Annotated in this window: 16 protein-coding genes; 11 read left to right on the top strand and 5 right to left on the bottom strand. The window is 69.4% G+C overall.

Going from position 1 to position 23167, the window contains the following annotated elements:
- Window positions 1-285 precede the first annotated feature (285 nt).
- Window positions 286-846, bottom strand: coding sequence for an isochorismatase family protein (locus tag ACFYP5_RS10325; RefSeq protein WP_389033152.1), 561 nt, complete (start codon window positions 844-846; stop codon window positions 286-288).
- A 673-nt stretch (window positions 847-1519) separates the two neighbouring features.
- Between ACFYP5_RS10325 and ACFYP5_RS10320 the strand changes: the two genes are divergently transcribed.
- From ACFYP5_RS10320 to ACFYP5_RS10310, 3 genes are all read left to right on the top strand, one after another.
- Window positions 1520-1918, top strand: a complete 399-nt coding sequence (locus ACFYP5_RS10320; protein ID WP_389033149.1) for a hypothetical protein — start codon at window positions 1520-1522, stop codon at window positions 1916-1918.
- A gap of 136 nt (window positions 1919-2054) precedes the next feature.
- Entirely contained in the window at window positions 2055-3293 is a 1239-nt protein-coding gene (locus ACFYP5_RS10315) for a DUF4032 domain-containing protein (RefSeq protein ID WP_389033147.1), read from the top strand.
- 96 nt (window positions 3294-3389) lie between these two features.
- Window positions 3390-4007, top strand: a complete 618-nt coding sequence (locus tag ACFYP5_RS10310; protein ID WP_389033144.1) for a hypothetical protein — start codon at window positions 3390-3392, stop codon at window positions 4005-4007.
- A 242-nt stretch (window positions 4008-4249) separates the two neighbouring features.
- On the opposite strand, the gene ACFYP5_RS10305 is transcribed toward ACFYP5_RS10310, so the two are convergent.
- The gene (locus ACFYP5_RS10305; protein WP_389033141.1) at window positions 4250-4636 is read right to left on the bottom strand and encodes an SSI family serine proteinase inhibitor; all 387 of its coding nucleotides are present in this window, start codon (window positions 4634-4636) and stop codon (window positions 4250-4252) included.
- Window positions 4637-5286: 650 nt separating this feature from the next.
- Here ACFYP5_RS10305 and ACFYP5_RS10300 point away from each other — a divergent pair.
- Window positions 5287-5583, top strand: a complete 297-nt coding sequence (locus ACFYP5_RS10300) for a hypothetical protein (protein WP_389033139.1) — start codon at window positions 5287-5289, stop codon at window positions 5581-5583.
- A 200-nt stretch (window positions 5584-5783) separates the two neighbouring features.
- On the opposite strand, the gene ACFYP5_RS10295 is transcribed toward ACFYP5_RS10300, so the two are convergent.
- Both ACFYP5_RS10295 and ACFYP5_RS10290 read right to left on the bottom strand, forming a co-directional pair.
- Window positions 5784-7229, bottom strand: coding sequence for a SulP family inorganic anion transporter (locus ACFYP5_RS10295; RefSeq protein ID WP_389033136.1), 1446 nt, complete (start codon window positions 7227-7229; stop codon window positions 5784-5786).
- A gap of 1401 nt (window positions 7230-8630) precedes the next feature.
- Window positions 8631-8978, bottom strand: coding sequence for a hypothetical protein (locus ACFYP5_RS10290; protein ID WP_389033134.1), 348 nt, complete (start codon window positions 8976-8978; stop codon window positions 8631-8633).
- 472 nt (window positions 8979-9450) lie between these two features.
- Here ACFYP5_RS10290 and ACFYP5_RS10285 point away from each other — a divergent pair, with 472 nt between their 5' ends.
- The 3 genes from ACFYP5_RS10285 to ACFYP5_RS10275 all read left to right on the top strand — a co-directional run bounded on the left by ACFYP5_RS10285 (window position 9451) and on the right by ACFYP5_RS10275 (window position 15380).
- A complete protein-coding gene (locus ACFYP5_RS10285) occupies window positions 9451-10041 on the top strand; it encodes a hypothetical protein (protein ID WP_389033132.1) in 591 nt (196 codons plus the stop codon).
- Window positions 10042-10136: 95 nt separating this feature from the next.
- A complete protein-coding gene (locus tag ACFYP5_RS10280; protein ID WP_389033129.1) occupies window positions 10137-14729 on the top strand; it encodes an HAD-IC family P-type ATPase in 4593 nt (1530 codons plus the stop codon).
- 138 nt (window positions 14730-14867) lie between these two features.
- Complete coding sequence (locus ACFYP5_RS10275) at window positions 14868-15380, top strand: DinB family protein (RefSeq protein ID WP_389033126.1); 513 nt, start codon at window positions 14868-14870, stop codon at window positions 15378-15380.
- Between the two features lie 134 nt (window positions 15381-15514).
- Here the strand turns inward: ACFYP5_RS10275 and ACFYP5_RS10270 are convergent, their stop codons facing one another.
- Window positions 15515-18796, bottom strand: a complete 3282-nt coding sequence (locus tag ACFYP5_RS10270) for a GH92 family glycosyl hydrolase (protein WP_389034412.1) — start codon at window positions 18794-18796, stop codon at window positions 15515-15517.
- Between the two features lie 628 nt (window positions 18797-19424).
- Between ACFYP5_RS10270 and ACFYP5_RS10265 the strand changes: the two genes are divergently transcribed.
- The 4 genes from ACFYP5_RS10265 to ACFYP5_RS10250 all read left to right on the top strand — a co-directional run bounded on the left by ACFYP5_RS10265 (window position 19425) and on the right by ACFYP5_RS10250 (window position 23104).
- Window positions 19425-20645, top strand: a complete 1221-nt coding sequence (locus ACFYP5_RS10265) for a carbohydrate-binding protein (protein ID WP_389033123.1) — start codon at window positions 19425-19427, stop codon at window positions 20643-20645.
- A 218-nt stretch (window positions 20646-20863) separates the two neighbouring features.
- Window positions 20864-21088 (top strand): hypothetical protein, encoded by a 225-nt coding sequence (locus ACFYP5_RS10260; protein WP_389033121.1) that lies wholly within the window; start codon window positions 20864-20866, stop codon window positions 21086-21088.
- Window positions 21089-21584: 496 nt separating this feature from the next.
- Complete coding sequence (locus ACFYP5_RS10255; protein WP_389033118.1) at window positions 21585-22154, top strand: dihydrofolate reductase family protein; 570 nt, start codon at window positions 21585-21587, stop codon at window positions 22152-22154.
- An 8-nt stretch (window positions 22155-22162) separates the two neighbouring features.
- Complete coding sequence (locus tag ACFYP5_RS10250) at window positions 22163-23104, top strand: GNAT family N-acetyltransferase (RefSeq protein ID WP_389033115.1); 942 nt, start codon at window positions 22163-22165, stop codon at window positions 23102-23104.
- Window positions 23105-23167 lie beyond the last annotated feature (63 nt).

The following is a 23167-nucleotide window of genomic DNA, read 5'->3' as shown; positions in this document are numbered from 1 at the left end:
TGGGCATCCGGGACAGCGGCGTACGGCCGAGCGTGCTCAGACGGCTGCGGTGCATGCCAGGGCGGCGGGGTATCCAACTCCCTCATTGCCTGCTGCCACCGCCGGGGCCGCCCGTGGTGACCCCCGGCTCCACGGCAGGACGAGCACCGGTGCCCGGCCTGCCGCTTCTCCTGGCGGGCCAGGGACTTCGCGTGCTGGTGCGGCGGTTCGCCGAGTGCGCGGGTCAGTGTCCGCGGGAGTGGCAGCCGGCCGAGGCCGAGGCGCTCCGGTTTCGGCGCACACGCTTCAGGACGCGCCGCCGAAGTCGACATTCTTGGTCTCGACCGTCCCGGCAGTCCGCCCCGGCGCCGCCTGGTAGGTCCAGTACAGGTTCGTGTGCGCGATCACCTGGTCCGGGGGCGGCGCTCCCCATGCAGTCTGGTTCTCCGTCGTGTGGGCGTCGCTGACGAGGGTGACGTCGTACCCCCTGACGAATGCGCCGTGCAGCGTCGAGCGAATGCACGCATCGGTCTGCGCGCCGACGACGACGAGTCGCCCGGCCCCGAGGCCCGACAGAACGGTCTCGAGGGTGGTGTCCTCGAAGGAGTCGCCGTAGTTCTTCTCGACGAGCGGCTCGGCGTCACCCGGAGTCAGCTCAGGGGCGATCCGCCAGGCGTCGCTCCCCCTCACAAGCTGCTCGTCGGAGTGCTGGACCCAGACGACGGATGTCCCTCCCCGCCGTGCCTTCTCGATGAGGTGGCCGATGTTCGCGACGACCGCGTCGCGCTCGTGAGCCCCCTCGACGACGCCGCTCTGCACGTCGACGACGAGGAGTGCGGTGTTCGGTCGATTCTCGAGTGTGGTCATGATCTCCCCTTACTCACGCTGGGTTCCTCCGTCATCGCACGGTAGACCCACCCACTGACAGTGGGACGGGAAAATTTCGCACCCAGGCCCAGCTGTTCCTTCGGCAGGCGTCCGACAGTTCTTCCGCCCCGACGGAACGATCGGTCCCCGCACATACGCCGGCGTCGACTCACGCGACTCATTCCGACGAACCGTTGAACGAACCGCCTCGTGATCCGGTTGATGGACGGAGGAGTCGCGAGTACCCTGCCGCGGGTGATGAGCCCTGAGTCGGACAGAGCGGAGCCGCCGGTCGCTCGGCGGCGAGTGGTTCTCCGACCGGTGACCCATCGGTTCTCGGTCGATCTCGCTTCCAGCGACCGGACATGAGTTCCGTGTGTCCGGTCCGGTTTCGACTGTCGCCCTCAGTTCGCGGTTGACGTAGGTCGATGCCCGGCGCGCGGATTTCCCTGCCCGCGTAACTCAACGCCGGAGTCGACCTCTTGCCTCTGTTCGTCTATGTCCTCCACCTCGCCGTTTTCGCGTAAGGAACCTCCGAGTTCAGGCTGGCCGGGCTCGTACCGGGCATCGCCCACGACATGTCCGTGTCGGTGGCGGCCGCCGCGAGCCTGACCTCCGCGTACGCGATCGGGATGATCGTGGGTGCGCCGGCCATGGCTGCGCTGAGCGCCCGTTGACCACGGCGCCGGGCGCTGGCGGGATTCCTGGCCGCGTTCGTCGTGGTGCACGTGATCGGCGCGGTCACGACGAGCTTCCCCGTGCTGTTCGGAACACGCGTCGTCGCCGCGATCGTCAATGCCAGGGCGGGCTGTCGTTCGGCATCGGAGCGACGCTCGTCAATCGCGTCCTGCTCGTCACGTCCCGTGCCCCGTCCTTGAGCGGGTCGTTCGCCACGGTCGCGCTGAATGCCGGTGCGTTCCTGGGACCGCTGCTCGCCGGCATCGCGACCGTAACCACGCGCGACTACCGAGACGCCGCGTGGGTCAGCGCCGTACTGGCCGCGACGGCGGCCGTCGTCATTCTCGCCTCGCGGAGGCGAGCCGCGCACCCAGACGTGACGGAATCCCGGTGACCCACAGCTACGCCCCGTTGACGTCCGAAGGCGCGCGCGGGGGCGAGCCCAGGCTTCCTTGCCCGGGGCCGTGGGGCGCGCGACTCGCTAGGTCACACTGGTGGTCCCGTCACCGAAAGAACGAGCGAGGCGACCGATGGCTCTGCAGTTCAGCGCCACCAACCCCGAACACCCCGCGTTCCTGCTCGAGCTGCCCTGGCACCTGCCGCTCGAAGAATGGCCGGAGAAGCACCTGGTGACGCTGCCGCGCGGCATCTCCCGCCATGTCGTGCGCTATGCACGAGCGGGGTCCGACGTGGTGGCCGTCAAGGAGCTCGCCGAACGGCCGGCGGTACGTGAGTACGAGCTGTTGCGCACCCTGGCCCGGCTCGGGATACCCGCGGTGGACCCGCTCGCGGTGGTCACCGGGCGCACCGGCACCGACGGGGGACCGCTGGAGCCGGTGTTGATCACTCGTCATCTCAACGGGTCGCTGCCCTACCGCTCGATGTTCGAGACGACGATGCGCCCGACCACGGTGCACCGGCTCATGGACGCACTCGCCGTACTGCTGGTCCGGCTGCACCTGGCGGGGTTCGCCTGGGGCGACTGCTCTCTGTCCAACACACTCTTCCGCCGGGACGCCGGCGCCTATGCCGCCTACCTTGTGGACGCCGAGACCGGCGAGGTGCACAACCAACTCAGCACAGGGCAACGTGAATACGACATCGATCTGGCCCGGGTGAACATCAGCGGGGAGATGCTGGACCTGGAGGCATCGGGTGCGCTCCATCCCTCGGTGGATCCGATCGCCTTCGGCGCTGAGATCTGTCAGCGGTACGAGGAGCTGTGGAGTGAGCTGACTCGTACTTCGGTCTACCCGGCCGGTAAGTATCACTACATCGAACGTCGCATGCGTCGGCTCAACGACCTCGGCTTCGACGTCGCCGAGATGCAGATCGCCAACTCCCCGAACGGCGACACGATCACGTTCGTCCCCAAGGTCGTCGACGCAGGTCATCATCAGCGCCAGTTGCTGCGCCTCACCGGGCTCGACGCCGAGGAGAACCAGGCCCGGCGCCTCCTCAACGACCTTGAGAGCTGGATGGCGACACAGGACGACTACGCGCCCGGCGACCCGCTCGGCGCCCGCGCGGAGGTGCTTGCCCACCGTTGGGTCCGCGAGGTGTTCAGGCCTACGGTACGTGCCGTTCCGCAGGAACTCCGGAGCACCATGGACCCGGCCGAGCTGTATCACGAGCTGTTGGAACATCGGTGGTACATGTCCGAGCGCGCACAGCTGGACATAGGTCTGGAGGCGGCCGTGGCGGACTACATCACCAGTGTTCTTCGTCGTCCCGAAACCAAAGCACCCGTGGCGAGTGATTCCCCGTGATCCGCGTGGCTCCGTCGACCGGGCGGAAGGTACACGTCTTCGCCCTCGCCGCCGACATCGGCCGCATTCCTTCGAGGGTGGGAGAAACTGTCCGGTGTGAAAGGTGAGCGGTTGCGATTCGACGGCTGGATCGCCGGCGTGGGGACGACCTCCGGAACTCGGCTGGTGGTGGGGCACTGGACGCGTTCACCCTTCGGGCCGTTCAGTGATGTGATGATCCAGAACCCGGACGGCGAGCGGTTGCTGCTGGCACCGTCCGCTGCCATCGCTGACTTCGTCGCCGCCACCTACCGCTTCGAGCGCGTCGAGGTCGTTCCCGTCACGGTCCGGCGGGGCGGATCCGAGTGGAGCATTCAGGCCGGCCCGCTGAGTCTGCATGTGAGCACCGGCTCCCGGACCCCGCTGGGGTGGCTGCTGCGCGCCGTGCCCACCCCGCTGGTCAGGAGCCGGCGCTGGGCGGCACTGTGCAACATCCCCGCGCGGCTGATGCCTGGCGTGCGCACCCTGGGCACTGCCGTCCCGGGGCGCCGGGAGTGGTACGGAGCCCATGACCTGTGGCCCATTCTTGCTGCGGACGCCATGCTCGGCGGAGCCGGACTCGGGGCGCTGGCACCGCTCGATCCACCCGTGGACTTCGGGTTCGGTTCCACGCCCCGCCGGCCGGCTCTCGTACGCGTCACGACAACGGTGGAGCTGGCAGCGGTACCGCCGTGATCGGTCTTCGCCCGTGGGGCGGCTCACGCGGGTGGGGTTCGGCGACTGTCGGCGCATGCCCCGCCCGCAGTTGCCGTCGTGACGACGCACTCGTCGTCACGACGGAATGGACAGGGACGCTTCCCGCCGGCGGGGGTCCCGCGTCCCTCAACTACGGATGCGCTTGCCGTGATCACGCGCGCCGGTCGGCGCACGTCCGTCGGGCCGGGGCATCGGGTGCGATGGCATGCGCCGAGGGTCGATCAGAAGCCGAAGACCGATCCCTCGGTCAGGCTCGCCTGCATCTCGCAGGCGTTGCCGAAGGTGGCCGACCAGGAGACGTTCCGGCCCTGCCACACACCGTTCGCGTTGATGACGACGGGATCCCACTCACGCGTGCAGCTTCGCTGAGGCGGCGTGGTCAGCTGGGTGAACTCCCCGTCGACCGCGAGCAGATCCGCACACGCCGCAGTGGGCGAGGGGTGAGTGCCGCTGGGGCGCGGGGCGCAGCTGAGGGTGACGGCCCGCTGGACGGTGACAGCGGCGCCGTTGCTCTTGCCGACCGACAGCACGAGGGCTGACGGGGCGTAGAGGCTGGTCGACTGCACGGGCTGGGCCTGCGCGACACCCACGGCGCCCATGCTTGTCATGATCAGTGCAGAAGTCGTGCTGATTATGCTGAACCTGCCAATGTTGTAGCGCACTTGTGAATCTCCTTCGCTTGGGGGTGCGATTGCGTTCGGGAGTCTCGTGCATGCAGACAGTGAGTGCACATCGATCAGCTCTTTCCGGCCCGGCTCACGGGCGGCGCATCAACCGAATGGTCGTTCGGCCAGCTCGGAAGTGGTGCGCGGGACCCGTGCGAGGTGTCCAGCATGTGGACGAAATCAGGTGGTACAACTGCGAACTACCGTCTGACCTGCTGCTTTTCGGAGGTGGTTCTTACTCGAAACTTCACGCTTCGGCCGGAAAGCAGCGCATGAGACAGCCCCGCGGCGCAATACCCGGCTGTGCGGCGCGAGCGGTTCCAACAGGCGCTGCAGCGAAGCATGGCGGGCTGCCGACTCGGCAAAAGCCATGCCGGGCCCGAAGGCCGGGAGCCCCATTGCGGATCCGATGAAGTGCCGGTGAAGTCCTGACGTGCTCCGCGAGGTCCCGGTCACCCCATCGGATGCGTTTGGCACCCGAGCGGACGCGTCACGGTGACAAGCCGCACCGGTGCTCGTTGGAGGGAAAGTTCGAGCCAGTGGCGCAAGCCGAATGCGCGCAGGTGGCTTCCGAGGAACGACCGGAGGACGTCATGACCACTGCACATGCCCCCCATCCCGACCACATGCATCAGCACGGCAAGGGCTGCGGCCACGTCGCCATCCCGCACGAGGACCACGTGGACTACGTGCACGACGGTCATCTCCATCGCGTTCACGACGGCCATGTGGACGAGTGCGAACCGGGTGGGCACACTGCGCACGGCGACCACGCGCACCAGCATGGCGACGGGTGCGGGCATGTCGCGGTGCCGCACGGGGATCACGTGGACTACCTGCACGACGGTCATCGGCACGTCGGCCACGACGGGCACTGGGACGACCACTGAAACGCTGTGCGCAAGACGGGTGTCCCCTGACGTCTCGGGGGACACCCGTCCTGCGTGCGTACCGTCCGGTGGGGGTGCCCGGACGTCCGTACGGTGGGCCAGCGGCCGGCTGTGGCACCGACCATGAAGGACCATCACCGGCGCGCGGCGAGAGGCCTGCACCGGCGCACGGTCCGGGCCGCTGACATGAGTCCTGTCCGTCAGAGGTCCGCGGGCACCAACCTGACCGGGGCGGTGCCCGGGGTGTTGTGCCTGTCCGCCCAGGTGGTCAGGGCGGTGAGGCAGGCATGGTCCAGATGTCGCAGGCCCGACAGGTCGAGCTCGATCGGGCGGCCCTTCGGCAGCGCCTCCAGGGCATCGAGTATCACCGGCAGCCGGAGGAACGTCGCATTGCCCGTCAGGCGCGCCCGGATCACGCCGATCCCTCCGTCGGAGACATCGACCTGGAGGTGAGAGGTGTCCCACGCCGACTTCGCCACGGAGAGCGCAACACCGATCAGCACGCCTTCGAACATGTTCGTCACGACGATCATCCCAGCCGTGGCGGCCACGATCACTGCCTCACCCCGGTGCGCACGCCACAGCGCGATCAGCTCCTTGACAGGGATGAGCTTCGCGCCGGAGTAGACGAGGATGCCCGCGAGGCAGGACAGCGGAATCATACCGAGTGCGGACGGCAGCAGCGCGGCGAACAACAACAGCCACACTCCGTGCAGCACTCTGGACGCCTTGCTCCGTGCGCCCGCCTGGACATTGGCCGCACTGCGGACAATGACCGCGGTCAGGGGCAGAGAGCCGAGCGCACCGCATACCGCGTTGCCGGCGCCCTGAGCGATGAGTTCCTTGTCGTAGTCCGTGCGTGGACCCGCGTGGAGGCGGTCCACCGCTGCCGCGCTGAACAGGCTTTCGGCCGACGCGATCAGGGCGAATGCGAGCACCGTTCCGAGAACGCCGAGTTGAGTCAACAGCCCGAATGCGTCCGCGTCCGGTGGTTGGATGGCGTCCAGCAGCCCCCGTACCTCGACCTTCGCGACGGGCGTGTCGCAGACCGCGGCGGTGACGGAGGCGAGAGCGACAGCGACCAGCGGGGCGGGCACGAGCCGCATCGATGGGGGGAGGCGTTTCCACCCGACCATGACGGCGATCGTGCCGAGGCCCAGCCCGAGAGCCATCATCGACTGGGCGGAACCGAACACATCGGCCAGCAGGGCGGGCATACCGGCGATCTTGGAAGGCCCGGTATCCGGCGCCTCGCGGTCGGCCATGACGTACAACTGGCCCGCGACAAGCAGGAGTCCGATGCCGGCGAGCATGCCCTGGACGACGGCCACCGAGATGGCCCGGAACCAGCGGCCCAGTCGGAGTACGCCCATGAGGAGCTGAAGCAGGCCTGCGGCGAGTACGAGTACACCGAGGCCGGAGAGGCCGTGAGTCGTCACGGCCTCGTAGACCAGCACCGTCAGACCGGCCGCCGGTCCGCTGACCTGGAGACTGCTCCCCGGCAGCAATCCGGTCACCAGGCCTCCCACGATTCCCGTGACCAGACCCAGCTCAGCCGGAACGCCGGAAGCGACAGCCACCCCCACACACAGGGGGAGCGCCACCAGGAACACCACCAGCGATGCGGCGAAGTCGTCTCGACGCATGGGCCCGCACGCACCCTCATGGCCGCGCCAGAGGGCCTTGCCGCGCCGGTGGCGGCTGCGAGGGTCGTGGACGCTGCCCTTCACAGGGCGTGGATGGTGCCGGCGGCCCGCCCGTGGGCGAGCGCGGGGCCGACGTGGATCCCCTCGCATCTGCGAGGGACGGGAGAGGGGGCGGCGACACTCCGGTGGCAGTTGCGGGCACGGTTGATGAATGACTGCATGTCAGTTTGTCTCTCCTGCACGGGCATGCGAAGCATGGATGACGATCGGGTCCACGGGGGTTGCGCTCGGGCTGACCGACCTGGCGTCAGTGGAGCAATGCCAGAAGCCGACGCTGCAGGTCGGACAGCAGGCCGGTCCGAGGCGGAGCGGACACGGGATCCGGTTGCGGCGTAGCGGGGCTCGGGGCACAGGCATTTTGTCGACGTTCCGAGGCCGTGAGCGAAGGTGAGCTGTCCGGCGACAACGGCGCCGCGGGTGGCGAGGCGGGCCGGCGGGCCGCTTCGGCACGCACCAGTGCGCTCACGGCCGCGAAGACATCTGCGGGCATGACGGGTTCTCCTGCGGGGTCACGTGACGTAGGTGTTGACGACTGCAGGCCGCACCTCGCGTGCCGCTCGTGGCGGAACGCGACGCGTACGAGAGATGTGCGGCCGGAGCCGGTCAGCAGCGCAGTACGAAACCTGTTGGAGAAGCATCCGAGCCGGCTCTGCCTGCCGGCGTCGGCGCGCATGCACCGCGCCCGGTCGCTGTGGGCTCTGTGCCGAAGGTGGGGTCGGTCGCCACCGCGGTGGCTGCAGACGGGGTGTGGCGCGGCTTGCCGATCGAGGTCGTTCCGGACCGCCACCTGTGGTCGTCGCTGCGACCGCTGGGAGCCGATGGGCAGGACAGCTCTGTCGACGCCGAGTCGATGACGGCGGCGCCGACCCTCGGACCCGCGAGAGGGGTATTGCTGCTGTGATCGGGGCCGAGCTTGGAGAAGGGCTCCGGGGCAGGGGTGAATACTGCGTGCACCAATGCCATCAACGCGATCAGCAGGGCTGTACACGCGGCACGGCGTACCGTCCGCTGCCGTGCACCGCCGCTGATGGGCGTCATGTCGAGTCCTCCCGAGATGCCTGATACCAGGGAACATCGACGAGGAGGCTGTGGCAGTCCGACCCCTCCGCACGAGTGACAGGTTCACCCGCGTCACTCATTCATCGAACTTTAGTTCGGCAAATGTTCCGCCGTGGGTGTCAGTCCTGTGCGGGGTCTGTGCTCACCGCGAATACCGGCGACCGCGTCCGTCCGACGGCTTCGCCACGGTCGCCGCCGCCGCTGAGCGAAGGGGCTCCAGGTGGGGCCAGGGTGCTTCGATGACCGTCCCCCTTGCGCAGGGGTGAATTCCTGGCGCGTCGCTCAGAGCACAGGCGGCGGGGGAGTCGGCGAGTGCGACTCGGCGGGGACGGCTCGCCTTGCCTGGTCCGGGATGGCGGCGGATGGGCCGCCGTGGAGTGCTTGCCGGGTGAACCGGAGGGCGTACGGCAGGGCGGCTCGGGTGAGTGCGTCCGCGCCGGCGGCGTGGGCTGCGGCTCCGAGGAGGGGCTCCGCGCAGGCGGCGGCGCGACGGAGGGCGGCAGGAGTGCACAACCGGCTCGTGTACCGGAGGGCTGGGCGGAGCAGACCGGCGGCGGGCAGGCCGGGGAGGGCGAGGGTCAGGGTCCGGTCTTCGGTGCCGGAGCGCGGCCAGGTAAGTTCGATGCGCATGAACGGCCTCCACTGGAGGTAGGGGTGCTGGCGCCTGCAGAACACGTCGGGCTGCCACCGGGCGCGTCGAACGGCCCGTGATCAGGCGGAGTGCGTTGTGCGGTGGGTCAGTCGACCAAGGTGGGGAGCGCGGTCCGGCGGGGACGGTGCCGGTGGGCGAACCTTCGGGAGGTCGGCTCCGGGTCGGGACGGGCGCTCATGCCCTCAACTCCTCGCGGCCAGGACACGCGTGGGTGTCGGTCGGCGATCCGCGGCGACCCGCTGGCGGGACCGGGCGGCTGGTCATCTCGGACTTGTCGCAGCCGGGCGGGCCCTTGGCGTTGAGGCGTCCACCGCCTGTTACCTCACTTGGCGGTAAGTAGATATGTCCAGGCTTGCCGGAATTGAGTGATCTTGTCAAGGTTGCTGAAAGGTGAGAGGCGTCACGGCCGCGGGCCGTCCGTCTCACCTGCCCGACGGAGAGAGAGCGACCATGACTGAGAGTTCCCGTGTGTCCGGCTCAGGGGACACGAAGGTGCAGCATCCGGTCCAGGAGGCGCTGACGCACCCCATGCGGAGGGTGATGACAGCAGCGGAGAGGGTCCCCGGCGCGGATCGGGTCAAGGGGATCGTCGACGGTGTTCTGGACTCCGTCGGGATCGTCTCGCCACATGCTCGCCGTGTTGCGGCGTACACCGGTGCCGGGCTGCTCGGTGTAGCCGGTGTGGTCGAGTGGCCGGTGGCCGTGACGGGTGCCGCGGTGGTGTGGCTCACGCAGCAGCGTCCGACGGATACCGCAGGGGCCGAGGCGGAAGGTCTGCAGACCAAGCAGGCCGCCCGGTCGGCCAAGGCGCAGACCACCACGAGAGCGGCGAAGACCCGCCCGGCCAAGAAGGCATCGGCCACTTCGGGAAAGGCCAAGTCCCGCCCGGCCAAAGCATCGACCGCGTCGGGAACGGCGAAGACCCGCCCGGCCAAGGCGTCGACCGCGTCCGGGACGGCGAAGGCCCGCTCGTCCAAGCGTGCCGCCACGAGCGCTTCGGGCACCTCGCGCGCCAAGGCCGGTGGGCGGAAGAAGTCCTGAAGCCGCCTCCCATCCGTAACGACCGTTCCGCGCCCTGTAGCTGTCACGGACCGCTCCGCTCCCGGCCCCGTGCGGCAAGCCCGCGAAGGTGAGACATGCTGCTCCGCTTGCTGACCGGGCTGCCCGCCGTGGCCCTCCAGAGCGCCTTGGCTGTGCCGGTCGAGGCCACCCGCCGGGTCGCCACACCGACCGCATACGCGGCGCGGATGGCCGCTGAGCTCGTGAACGCCGGTGCGCGCGGCGCGGTGGACGGGGCGGCGGCGGTGTCGGCGACCGCGCTGCGGGTCGGCAGGGTCGCCCGCAACGCGCTCACTCCTCAGGTCCGTTACTGGCGCGCCGGATCACGGATGCACCTCGCGCTCCAGTTCCATCCGGACGCGCCCGGACGAACCGTGGAACGACTCGAGGCCGCCGCCAGAAAGGTGGCGGTCGAGCTGGCCGAGCACCCCGACGTGCTGATCGCCTACTGGGACGGCGGCCTGGGGCGGCTGGTCGTGCAGGCCACCGAGGACGCGGTCGGCGAGCAGTTGGTGGCCAAGGTGTCCGAACTGGCCGCCGATCACGGGCTTGTGCACGTCGGCGATCAGATGCTGGAACACGTGCACCCGGGCGCCCCTGGAGGTGTGCGCGCGAACGCTGTCGCCCTGGCGTGCGACGCGGCGGGCATCGGCGTAGCACTCGCGGGACGGGCAGCCTTTCTGAAGCGCGCGCCGGAGACCATGGTGGCCGCGGTCGTCGTGATGCGTGAGGACTCGCGGGTACGTGCGGTGCTGAGCCGTGCGCTGGGCCCGGACGCATCCGATCTGGTACTGGCCGTGGCCCATGCGGCGGTCTGCGGGATCGGGCAGTCGCCGAGTCCGCTGCTGCTCGACGCGGCACTGCGGAGTGCCCAGTTGGTGGAATCCGTGGCTCAGCTCGCGACGTTCGACGCCGTGCACGACACGCTGTGCGCCCCGGACCGGCTGACTGTGGCCGACACCGACGTCCTGCGTCCGACGCTGCGTCCCAGCCCGGGAGAGCAATATGCCGCCGCCGCGGTCAACGGGATGCTGGGCGGCGCCGTCACCAAGCTCCTTTTCACCCGCAGCATGGACGAGGCCGCCGAGACTGTACTGGCCGGCTCGCCCAAGGCCGCACGCTACGGCCCGGCGGCCTTCACCGCGGCGCTCGGCTGTGCCCTGGCACGCGAGGACGTACTGGTCCGCGACCCCGAGCGGCTGCGCCAGCTGGAACTCGTGGACACCGTGGTCCTGCACCCCGCAGCACTGCGCGGCACTCGGCGTACCGTACTCGAGGTCCACCCCAGCACGACCGGCTGGGATCACCACCGGCTGTGGCAGGAAGCCACCGCAGCCCTCAGCGCGCCCGAGGAAGCGACAACACCGTCCGAGGAGCCGTGCATCGGCCTCCGCCCGGTGCCCGATGGCACGGCACCGGACACGGGCCTGATGATCGCGTCGGTACGTGGCAGGGACATCGGCACTGTCCTGGTCGGCTGGGAGGTCGACCCCATGGCCGAAGCATCGCTGGACGCAGCGCGCCGAGCCGGTCTGCACGTCGTGGTGATGGACGACTGCTCGCTCGGCGAGTTCGGGACACTGGCCGACCAACTCGCTTCTGCCGAGATCCCGTTGGCCGACGTGGTGGCTGCCCTGCAGAGCGAAGGCCGAACGGTTCTCACCGTGGCGCGCATCCCGGACGACCGGGCGCCGGGCGTACGGGAGTTGACTGCCGCTGCCCACGACGTACTCGACGGACTGCTCCGCAGTGACATTGCCGTCGCCGTCACCGACGAGCGCAGCGCTGTCGTCTGGGGCGCCGACCTTCTTCCCCTGCGCGGACTGGAGGGCGTATGGCGGCTGCTGTCAGCCGTACCCGCAGCGCGGGCGGTCAGCCGGCGTGCGAAGTTCTGCGCCGAAGCGGGCGCCACGCTCTCCGAACTCCTGGTACTCACCCAGGGGGCTCGGTCGCAGCGGGTTCCCTTCCCCGTCGAAGTGCGGCTCAGCCCCGTCAATATCGCCACTGCTGCAGCCCTGCTCGTGGGCTGGAGCGCAGCACTCGGTGTAGCCGCCGGTACGACCCCCCACCCCACTCCGAGGGTGCCATGGCACGCCCTGCAGCCCGAGCAGGTCATGGCCCGGCTGGCGAAGGCGTCGTACGCAGCGCCCACCGCCCTGACGGTGGTACGGACCCGGGTCGGCCGCGTCGTCGGCGCCGCGGCCAAGCACCCGGCCCTCGCGCCTGCACGGGTGAGCGCACGTCTGGCCGGCGCCGTGTGGGCCGAACTGGACGACCCGTTCACCCCGGTTCTGGTGGTCGGTGCCACCGCACAGGCACTGCTGGGCTCAGCGGTGGACGCGTTCCTGGTCATCACCGCCGTGGCGGTGAACGCCCTGGTGGGCGGGGTACAGCGACTGCGCGCTGAGCGGGCGCTGTCCGCACTGGTGACCGGGCAGCGGCAGAACGCCCGGCGACTCGCTCACCCGTCAGCAGATGAAGCATCCGTCGTCGAGGCCACGCAACTGGCGCCCGGCGAGGTGATCGAGCTGCGCACCAACGATGTGGTGCCGGCCGACGCGCGGCTGCTGGAGGTCAGCGGCTTCGAGGTGGACGAGTCCTCCCTCACCGGCGAGTCACTGCCCACCCGCAAACAGGTGGCCGCCGTACCGAAGGCGCCCGTCGCCGACCGCAGATGCATGGTGTTCGAAGGCACCACGGTGGTCGCCGGTCACGCCCGGGCGGTGGTGGTGGCCACGGGTGACCAGACCGAAGCCGGCCGCGCGGCGTCCCTCGCCGCCCGGGTCCCCACCTCGGCGGGGGTTCAGGCACGACTGCACCGGCTGACCCGCCGGGTGCTGCCCCTCACCCTCGCCGGTGGCGCCGCGGTGGCCGGTCTGTCCCTGCTGCGCGGCCGTCCGGTGCGCACAGCCCTCCAGGGCGGACTGGCAGTCGCAGTGGCCGCCGTGCCCGAGGGCATGCCTCTGGTGGCGACCGTCGCGCAGATGGCCGCGGCACGGCGGCTGAGCAAGCTCGGAGTCCTGGTGCGCACACCACGCAGCCTGGAGGCACTCGGACGCGTGGACACCATGTGCTTCGACAAGACCGGCACCCTCACCGAGAACCGGTTGCGGGTCGTCCGTCTGATCAGTGGCACAGGCGCCGAGCAGCCGTCCGGCACCCTCGAGACGAAACGGATTCTCCGCATTGCCGCCCGGGCCTGCCCCCGCGTCGCCGAGCAGCCGGGCGCCCACGCCCATGCCACCGACGAGGCGGTCCTTGCAGCAGCCCCGCCCGAGACGGGGTGGACCACCGTACGGGCCCAGCCCTTCGAGGCCAGCCGGGGATATGCCGCCGCCACCGGAAGGGACGCGGCCGGCGCGAACATGCTGGTCGTCAAGGGCGCACCGGAAGTCGTGCTGCCCTGCTGCCCGGATACGGATCCGGCAGCCGTCGAGGAGGCACACTCCCTCGCCGGCCAGGGCCTGCGCCTCCTGGCCGTCGCGCAGCGCCGTCTCGCCACGGACGACGAGGCGAGGGAAGCGCTCGACAAGCCCCTCGAACTGCTCGAGCTCGTCGGGTTCGTGGCACTGGCCGACACCCCCCGCCCCAGCTCCGCTCCGCTTGTGGCCGGTCTCGGAGAGGTCGGTGTGCGCCCCGTCATGCTCACCGGCGACCACCCGCAGACCGCCCGCTCCGTGGCCATCGCCCTGGGCTGGCCCGCGGATGTCACGGTTGTCACCGGCAACGAGTTGGCTTCACTGGACCGGGCGGGACGGGCCCGCCTGCTCCGGGACTGCGGCGTCGTGGCCCGCGTCGCACCGGAGCAGAAGCTACAGGTTGTCGAGGCACTACGGGAGGTGGGTTGTGTCGTGGGCATGGTCGGGGACGGCGCCAACGACGCCGCCGCGATCCGCGCCGCCGATGTCGGGGTCGGGATCGCCACGCGCGGATCGGCTGCCGCGCGCAATGCCGCAGACCTCGTGATCACCAACGACGAACTGTCGGTTCTCATCGACGCGATCGGCGAAGGCCGAGCCCTCTGGCGCAGTGTGGCCGACGCGATCAGCATCCTGCTCGGCGGGAACGCCGGCGAGGTCGGCTTCTCCGTACTGGGCGCATTGCTGGCCGGCACGTCGCCGCTGTCGACACGTCAGCTGCTGCTGGTCAACCTGCTCACCGACATGTTCCCGGCGATGGCGGTCGCGGTCACCCCGCACGACCCGGAACCCACCGGTGACCCCGCCGCAGCCGACACCGTACCGGTGGGCTTCGCCGTCCTCGGACAACCGCTGACACGTCAGATCCGCCATCGTGGCCTGATCACTGGTATCGGCGGGGCCACCGCATGGCTCATCGGCACCCTCACCCCCGGCTCGGCACGACGCACCAGCACCATGGCCCTGTGCGGTGTGGTCGGCGCCCAGCTCACGCAGACCGTCGCCGGACGCGGCCACAGCCCGCTGGTCCTGGCCACGGTCCTCGGCACCGCCGCCGTGCTCGTCGCCCTCGTCCAGACACCCGTCGTCAGCCACTTCTTCGGGTGCACGCCACTGGGCCCACTGGCCTGGGCCGGAGTGGCCGTCGCGATCGGCGCCGCTTCCCTCGGCCCCCACGTACTGCCGCAGGCCGAACAGTTGCTGGCCGACCTCATCTCACAAATTCGTCCTGTGGTCCGGCTCGTCCACTGACGCCCTGCGCGCGGCAACACCGCGCTCGCGGGCCGCCCCGTGGTCTCCCGGTACCGGTGCTGCTCCGCGCATGTTCATGAGCTCTCACGGCGGCGGGCAGGGCGGCTATGTCAGACCCAGCTGACATGATCTGCGATCATGACGACCACCGAACGGCCGATGCCACCCCTGAACGCCGACGAGCGTACGAATCTGGAGAGTTGGCTCAACTTCTACCGGACCACCTTGGCCATGAAGTGCGACGGACTCACCGAGGAGCAGCTACGGACCGCCTCCGTGCCTCCTTCGCCGCTGACCCTGCTGGGACTCGTCCAGCACATGGCCGAAGTCGAACGGAACTGGTTCCGCCGGGTGCTGACGGGCGAGGACGTACCGGCCATCCACAGCGCTCAGGCCGAACCGGGCGGCCACGACGGGGGATTCGGCCTTTCCGACACCGTCTCCTTCGCGACGGCCCAGGCCACCTGGCAGGACGAGATCGCCCGTGCCCGGGCCAACTGCGCCACTCGGCGGCTGGAAGACACCAACCCGTTCATGGGTGGCGAGGTGAGCCTGCGGTGGATCTACACACACATGACCGCCGAATACGCCCGGCACAACGGGCACGCCGACTTCATCCGCGAGCGGATCGACGGCAGCACCGGCATCTGAACTCCGGGGCGTGACGGCCGGATTGCCGCCTTCGCAGACCGCACCCTGACAGGCCGACCGGTTGCCGAACGGCGAACGGGCCGTCACGGCAAGGACGGTGTCCCTGCCGTGACGGCCCGTGCCGACGATGTGTGTCAGGCGGTGGCCACTGCGAAGATGTGGATCACGCCGCCGTCGGTGGAGGACGGCAGGGTCACGCTCGCCAGCTGCTTGCCCGCCTGGAGCGCGACCGGAGCGGTGGCGAAGATCTCGGTACCCACCGGGTCCTTACCGCCGCCCTGGACATCGCGGTACGTGGTGTGGACCGCGACCGTGTTGCCGAACGACGGATTCTGCGTACCGCCGCCCAGCGTCCAGTCACTGAAGCCGACCTCGGCCTGCTGCGTGGTGCCGTCGGTGTACGTCAACGTCACCTGACCGCTGGCCGAGCCTTCGGCCGCGCTGCCCAGCAGGCTGAGCTTGGTGTGCCCGGGCGCCGACGGGACGTTCAGCACCTGCGGGCTGGCTCCCGCGACCTCGACGTTGTCCGGGTCGCCCGCGCCCACCTTGGGCCAGGCGAAGTCGAAGCCGCCGGACGAGACCGTCCCGCCCGGCGTCACGCCTGCCGCGGCGAGTGCCTTGGCCGAGTAACTCCATCCCTCACCGTCGAAGTTGGCCTGCGGATTGTCGTCGTCGACGGAGATACCGGTGCTGTTGCGGTTCCACAGCATGCTGTTCTTCTCGGCGACGGTCACCGCGACCGACGTCTTCGGGAGTTCGTCCCCTGCGGACGACTTCAGAGACACCGGTACCGTGTAGTGGCCCTCGGCCGTGTCCGCCGCGGCCGATACGGTGAGCTTCGCGCTCGCCGAACCGCCGGCCGGGACCGCGAAGTCGCCCTCCGTGGGTGTGACGGTGACACCGGCCGGCGGCTTCGCCGTCCAGTGGACGTCGGTTGTCTTTGTCTCCAGTGTCTGCACCTTGACGGTCGTCTGCGCGCCTCCCGATCCGGGCTCCACCTTCAGCTGCTCAGGCGTGGCGCCGGTGAAGTACTTCACACCGCCGCCGGGGAAGGACGGCGGGGTGTCGGCCGCCGCGCTGCCCCAGGAGGTGTCCGCGGTCGCGCCGAGGGCGTAGTCCAGGGTGCCGCCACGGGTGACGAGCGAGGCGGGAACCCACGGCTTGTCGGACGTCCTGCCATCGACCTTCAGGCCGTGGATGTACGTGTTCTCCGCCGAAGCGGCAGGTGCGTTGATCGTGATGGTCTTCCCGTGGCCGGTGTGCACCACCGCGTGCGGGAACAGCGGAGCGGAGAGGATCAGATCGGCTCGGCTCGGGTTCTGCGGGTACATGCCCAGCGCCGAGAACACGTACCAGGACGACATGGTTCCCGCGTCGTCGTTACCGGGGATGCCGCCAGGGGTGTCGGTCCACAGCTGGTCCATCTCCGCGCGGACCGTCTCCTGCGTCTTGTACGGAGCCCCCAAGTAGTCGTACAGGTAAGGGGCGTTGATGTCCGGCTCGTTGGTCGCGTCGTAACGCGTGGCGTCCCGCGCCGAGAAGTCGAACTTTCCGTCCGGCGTACGGAAGAAGGCATCGAGCCGCTTCAGCGCCTGGTCGTTGCCGCCCATCGCGCTGGCGAGGCCCGCCACGTCCGAGTACACCATCCAGGTGTACCGCGCGCTGGACCCCTCGACGAATCCGCTGCCGGTACCCGGCGTGAAGGTGCCCACCCAGGTGCCGTCGGCCTTGCGGTCGCGGATGTAACCACCCTGCGGAGTGGCGTTGGCGTCGAAGACGTTCGTCCAGTTGCCCGAGCGGTCCAGGAACTTCTTCGCGTCGGCGGTCTTCCCGGTCTGCCGGGACAGCTCGGACAGGCCGTAGTCGGCCGCCGCGTCCTCCAGCGTCTCGGCCGCGCCTCCCCAGCAGTGGCAGTTGTCCGCCGGTACGTACCCGAGCTCCAGATACTTGTCGAGTGCGGGCCGCTGACCCACGCACTCGACGTTGCAGCCCGAGCTGTCCGAGTCGTTCGCCGTCGGCACGGTTGCTGCCTTGACCAGCGACTTCAGCGCGCCCTGGACGTCGAAGTCATGGCCGCCGAAGGCGTAGATGCCGGCGAGGGCAGCGTCCGATGGGTCTCCCGACATCACGCTCGTCTTGCCGTTCTCCAGCAGCCAGCGGTCCCACTCGCCGCCACGCTGACTCGCGTAGTTGTAGAGGGACTGCGCGTAGTCGCTGCCCGCCCTCGGGTTGAGCAGGGTCATCAGCTGCACCTGCGCGCGGTACTGGTCCCATCCGGAGAAGGTGCCGTACTGCGCCTTCTGCCCCTTGGCGAGCCGGTGCGGCTTGCGGTCGGCGCCCAGATAGCGGCCGTCCACGTCGCTGGTCAGGGTGGGCTCCAGCATGGAGTGGTAGAGCGCGGTGTAGAAGGTCGAGCGCTGGGCGTCGGTGCCGCCACCCACCTCGACCGACTTCAGCGTGCTGTTCCAGACCTTGGCGGCCTGAGCCCTGACGGAGTCGAAGTTCTCGTGGGGCCCGTTCTCCGCGCGGAGGTTGGCCTCGGCGTTCTGCGGGCTGACATAGGAGATGGCAACCTTGGCCTGGACCTTGGTGGTTCCGTCGGCGAAGGTGATGTAGCCGCCGGAGCCCTTGCCCTCCACGGCGTTGCCGGACGAGCTGTACCCCGTGCCACCGGAGGCCGAGGTGGAGCCGGGCTCGACGGTGCTGTCCGTCCAGGTGCCGACCTTCGCGAACGCCTTGTCGAAGTGGGCCGTGAAGTACAGCGTGTAGAGGTCCTTGCGGTTGTTCGCGCTCTGCGGACCGCAGAAGTTGCCCGCGCTGACGGAGCCCGTCACGGTCCGGTCGGCCGTGTTGATCTTCACGCTGGCGCCGGTGCTGCCACTCTCCGAGTTGGAGGTGCGGAAGAGCATGCTGGCGGGCTTGTCCGCCGGGAAGCCGAACTGCCCCGAGCCGGTCCGGGCGGTCGTGGTGAGCGCCGCGGACGCTCCACTGGCCAGGCCGACTTTGTAGTAGCCGGCCGAGGCGGCCTCGTCGGCGTGCGAGAAGGTGCTGGCGTACTTCGCATCGGTGACGTCCGTGCTCGGCGAGGAGTCGACGTCACCCACGTACGGCATGATCGGGATGTCACCGTTCGCGCCGGAGCATCCGACGCCGTTGAGGTGGGTGAGGCTGAAGCCGCGTATCTTCGTTGCGTCGTACTGGTAGCCACCGGGAGCGGGCGTCGAGACCTGCTTGCCCCTCGAGTTCTGTGGGCTCCAGGCCAGCATGCCGAACGGCTGGACGGCGCCCGGATATGTGTTGCCCGCATTGGACGTGCCGATCAGCGGGTTGACGTACGACACCGGATCCTTGACGGTGCCGTGCGGGGAAGCCGCCGAAGCGGGGCCGACTGTGGCAACCATGCCCAGCGTGGCCATGGCGGTCACCGCGACGGAGCTGATGGCTCTGAGCCCGGTGTGCGTCCGACGGTTGTGCGTGTCTGACACCGTTCCTGCCCTTCATGTGTGACGGACGGTCAACGCGGTGGGAGCGGGGCGCCGTGACCACTCCGGAACGGCGCCGCTCCGACAACGTTGTCAGCGACGTGAGGATGTTCCTCCTGCCGATCCGGGGTGTCAAGGATTCCCGGACTCCGGTGTCCGGACCGGGTCGGGCATGAGTTGTGGTCGCCGGAGCGAGTCCGTCCCCACACGTCATCGGTCAGGACTGCGGGCGACGGGGCGACGGGGCTTCCGATGTCTCGGACCAGGCGGCTTGATCCTTGCGGTATTTGACGAGGTGTCTGCGTTCGAGGGGGCTGCGCCGCGCTCGGGGTGGCGGGACGGGGTGCACTCACCGCTCACCGCTCACCGGTCATCGGCAAGCCTGCGCGGATTCGACGGGCTTGAACACCATGGCCAGGCCGGCCGCTCCGCCTTCCGCACCCTCGGCGTTCGCCTCCCCGGTGCGTCAATCTTCAAGAATCCGCAATGGTCTAGTCCAACGCATTGACGTGCCTGCGTCAACGCTTGATTCTGGCGGCACCTTCTCCCGACAGGAGTCCCCATGAAGCGTCTTCGCGCTCTGCTCGGTGGTGCCGCCACCGCCGCGCTGGCCACCGCAGGACTCGGTGCCTTCGCAGCGCAGCAGGCTTCGGGTGCGTCCGCCGACGCCACCGCGCTCAGCAACCGGTGGTACGCCGCCGCGCCCTACCTGATGCCGCACGACAACAACCCGCCGGACGCGGGCGCCATCATGGATGCCTCCGGCCTCAAGGCGTTCCAGCTCGCGTTCGTCCTCGCCCCCAACGGGGGTGGCTGCAGCCCGACGTGGGACGGTACGTCGCCGGTCTCGTCGGACACCGCCGTGGCATCCGTCATCAGCGCGATCCGCGCCAAGGGCGGTGACGTGTCCGTCTCCATCGGCGGGTACGGGGGTACCAAGCTCGGCCAGACCTGCTCCGACGCGGCGTCCACCGCGGCCGCCTACCAACAGGTCATCACCAAGTACCAGTTGAAGGCCATCGACTTCGACCTGGAGGAGCCGGAGTACGAGAACGCGGCCGCCATCGCCCACGAGATCGGCGCGGCCAAGATCCTTCAGCAGAACAACCCGGGCCTCTACGTCTCGGTCACCACCGCGGGAACCGCCGACGGCACCGGCTGGTTCGGCAAGCAAATGCTCAACGAGGCCAAGTCCCAGGGCTTCACGCCGAACAACTTCTCCATCATGCCCTTCGACGGCGGATTCAACGGGGCGGCCGCACAGACGAGTGCCTTGACGAACTTCAACTCCATCCTGCAGTCCACCTTCGGCTGGGACGCGGCTACTGCGTACGCACACGAGGGCTTCTCCGGCATGAACGGCCGCAGCGACACGGGGGAGTACTTCAGTCAGGCCGACTTCCAGACCGTGCTGGACTACGCCACCAGCCACGACATGGACCGCTTCACCTTCTGGTCCCTCAACCGCGACCGTCAGTGCACCCCGCCCGACAACAACGGTCAGACCTCCGGCACGTGCAGCAGCGTGCCCCAGTCGGACTGGGACTTCGCGAAGTACTCGGTGAAGTTCGCCGGTGTCACCCCGCCTACGACCACTCCTCCCACCACGCCGCCTCCGAGCGGCAGCTGCACCGCGGCCGCGTGGAGCAGCAGCGCCGTCTACACGGCCGGTGACACCGTCTCGTACGGGGGTCGCACGTGGAAGGCCAAGTGGTGGACGCAGAACGAGACGCCCGGCACCACGGGTGAATGGGGAGTCTGGCAGGACCTCGGCGCCTGCTGACCTGACATCCGTCCGGCCCGGACCGGCGCACGTGCGCGGGCCCGGGCCGACTCCTGGGCCGTGAGTACGACGGCGCCGGCCCGGGACCGTCGCCGACGACATGGTGCCCATCGTCCTGCACTGCAAGGCTCGGCGAGTGTCCTCGACGCCTACGACCTGAGTTCCCTCGCCTACGGGCTGCCCGACATCACGGAGCATAGTTCGGCCTCAGCTCCACTATGGCCGGCACGGTCACCGCCTCGATCTGCGTCGGTTCGCTCCTCGGCGCGCTCGTCGGCGGCTGGCTGGGGGACCGGATCGGACAGCGGCGGGGCGGCAAATGGACGGCCGTCCTCGACCACACCGGCGCCGCCGGCAAGCAGGTCACGACGAAGGCCACCTTCACCGACGCCAACGGCAACGCGGTCACCCAGACCGTCATCCGCGCCTACGACGTTCGATAAACACAGTCCCACCGGGCGGTCTCCGGCAACGGACGGCCCGCCCGGCCGCCAGTGTTCCCACCCGTGATCACCGCAGCACGGTCGGTTCAGGTTCAGACCGCCGCAGACCCGGCAAGCAGACCGCTTGCCGGGTCTGCGGCGATCTGCATGGGACTCGAAGCAGGTAAGGCGTACGACACCGGACGGGGCCGGGCACCAGGGTGGCGGGCGTCGGTGCTGGGCCCCTCGGCGTAGCGTTCCATCCCGTGGTGAGGGGCGCATCCGTTCTCGCCGGCCATCCGGAAGCCGCTCTTCGCGGCCGGGCACCCGCACCCGGCAGTGCCTGGTGCTGCTCACTTCCCGCCTGACAGCCGCCGTCGATACGCCTACTGATGCCGGCCCGGGCAAGTCCCGGTCGTGACGGGTCACATTACGTCGGGTCGACCGATGCCGTCCTGAAGCCGGCTCCCTAGTGTCGTGTTGTCCCTGGCAGCAACGGATCGAAAGCGGGCCCCGCATGCGTCGGCTCACGTACTTCATCGGCTGCAGTGTCGACGGCTTCATCGCCGGTCCGGACGGGCAACACGACTCCTCCGGATTCGACGGCGACCTCAAGGCCGCGATTCTCGCCGAGTGTCCCGAGACCGTCCCGGACCGCGTCCGCAGGTCCCTGGGCATCGGCGGCACGGCCAACAAGAAGTTCGACACTGTCGTCATGGGGCGCGGCGCCTACGAATCGGCTCGGGCAGCCGGTCCGACCAGTCCGTACCCACATTTGCGGCAGTACGTGTTCTCGTCGACCCTGATCCGGCCCGGCCCTGAGGTCAATGTCGTCACCGGCGACCCGGTGGAGTTCGTGCGCGGGCTGAAACGGGAGCCGGGCATGGGCCTCTGGCTGTGCGGCGGCGCTGTGCTGGCCGGTCAGTTGCTCGGGGAGATCGACGAGTTGATCGTCCATCGCCACCCCGTGGTGTTCGGCGACGGTATCCCCCTGTTCCACACCTCGTTCGCCCCTTCCCATTTCACCCTGACCGGGTCCCGGGTCTTCACCACCGGGACGACCGTCACCACGTACGCCAAGCAGTAGGAGAACACGTGTTGTTTCGACCCACGACCGAGGCCGATCTGGAGCGCGTCGTGAAAGTGATCGTGGATGAGCCGGTGGGCTGGATAGACGCCGACCGCTACCGCGCCGAGTTGCGGCAGGGGATGTACCGGCCCGAGTGGACCTGGATCGCCGAGGACGACGGGCGGGTGGCGGCGCGAGCCCTGTGGTGGGGGCAGGCAGACAGCGATCACCCCGTCGCCCTGGACTGCCTGCACGTCGACCCCGGACTCGCCGACCGGGCGGACCTCGCGACAGGGCTACTGACCGCTGGGCTGCGGGCGTTCGCCTCTCAGGGGGCGCCCAGACCTCCGCTGTACAACCTGACGCTGCCCGTGGGCTGGCGTGACGACCCTGCTGCGGCGGCAGCCGTCGAATGGCGGGGCCGAGCCGCGGCACGGGCTGGGCTCACGCGGGACGTGGAACGGCTGCGTCTGGAGTGGACACCGGATTCCGGTCTCCCCCCGGCCAGGGGAAAGCTGACCTTTGCCCCGGCGTCGGACGAGGAGTTCCTCCGGCTGTTCCGGCGGATAGCTGTCGGCAGCTTGGACGACGAGACCCTAAGAAACCTGGAGGCCAAAGGCGCCGAAGCCACCGCTCGGGGCGAAATGGACTTCTACCTCGGCTGCCCCGGCCGACGTGATTGGTGGAGGCTGGCATACGCCCCCGACGGGCAGGTCGTCGGGCTTGCTCTCCCGTCCGCGACGCCGTACGCCCGGAACGTCGGCTACCTGGGTGTCGTACCCGAATTCCGTGGCCACGGGTACGTGGACGATCTGCTCGCCGAGATCACCCGCATACACGCGGACACGGGCGCCGAGCTGATCACCGCCACGACAGACACCGGCAACGCGCCGATGGCCGCAGCCTTCGACCGCGCCGGCTACCGGATCACAGAGATCCGCATGATCTATTCCGCGCCGGCGGCATGAGGACCGAGGCGACACCCCCTGCATCCGACAGACCGGACGGCCCTCGCCGCTGTACGAAGCCCC

Source organism: Streptomyces sp. NPDC005262 (genome assembly GCF_042872425.1).
Taxonomy (GTDB): domain Bacteria; phylum Actinomycetota; class Actinomycetes; order Streptomycetales; family Streptomycetaceae; genus Streptomyces.
The sequence above is the reverse complement of the archived record's forward strand: the minus strand, read 5'-3'. Positions and strand labels throughout refer to the sequence as shown.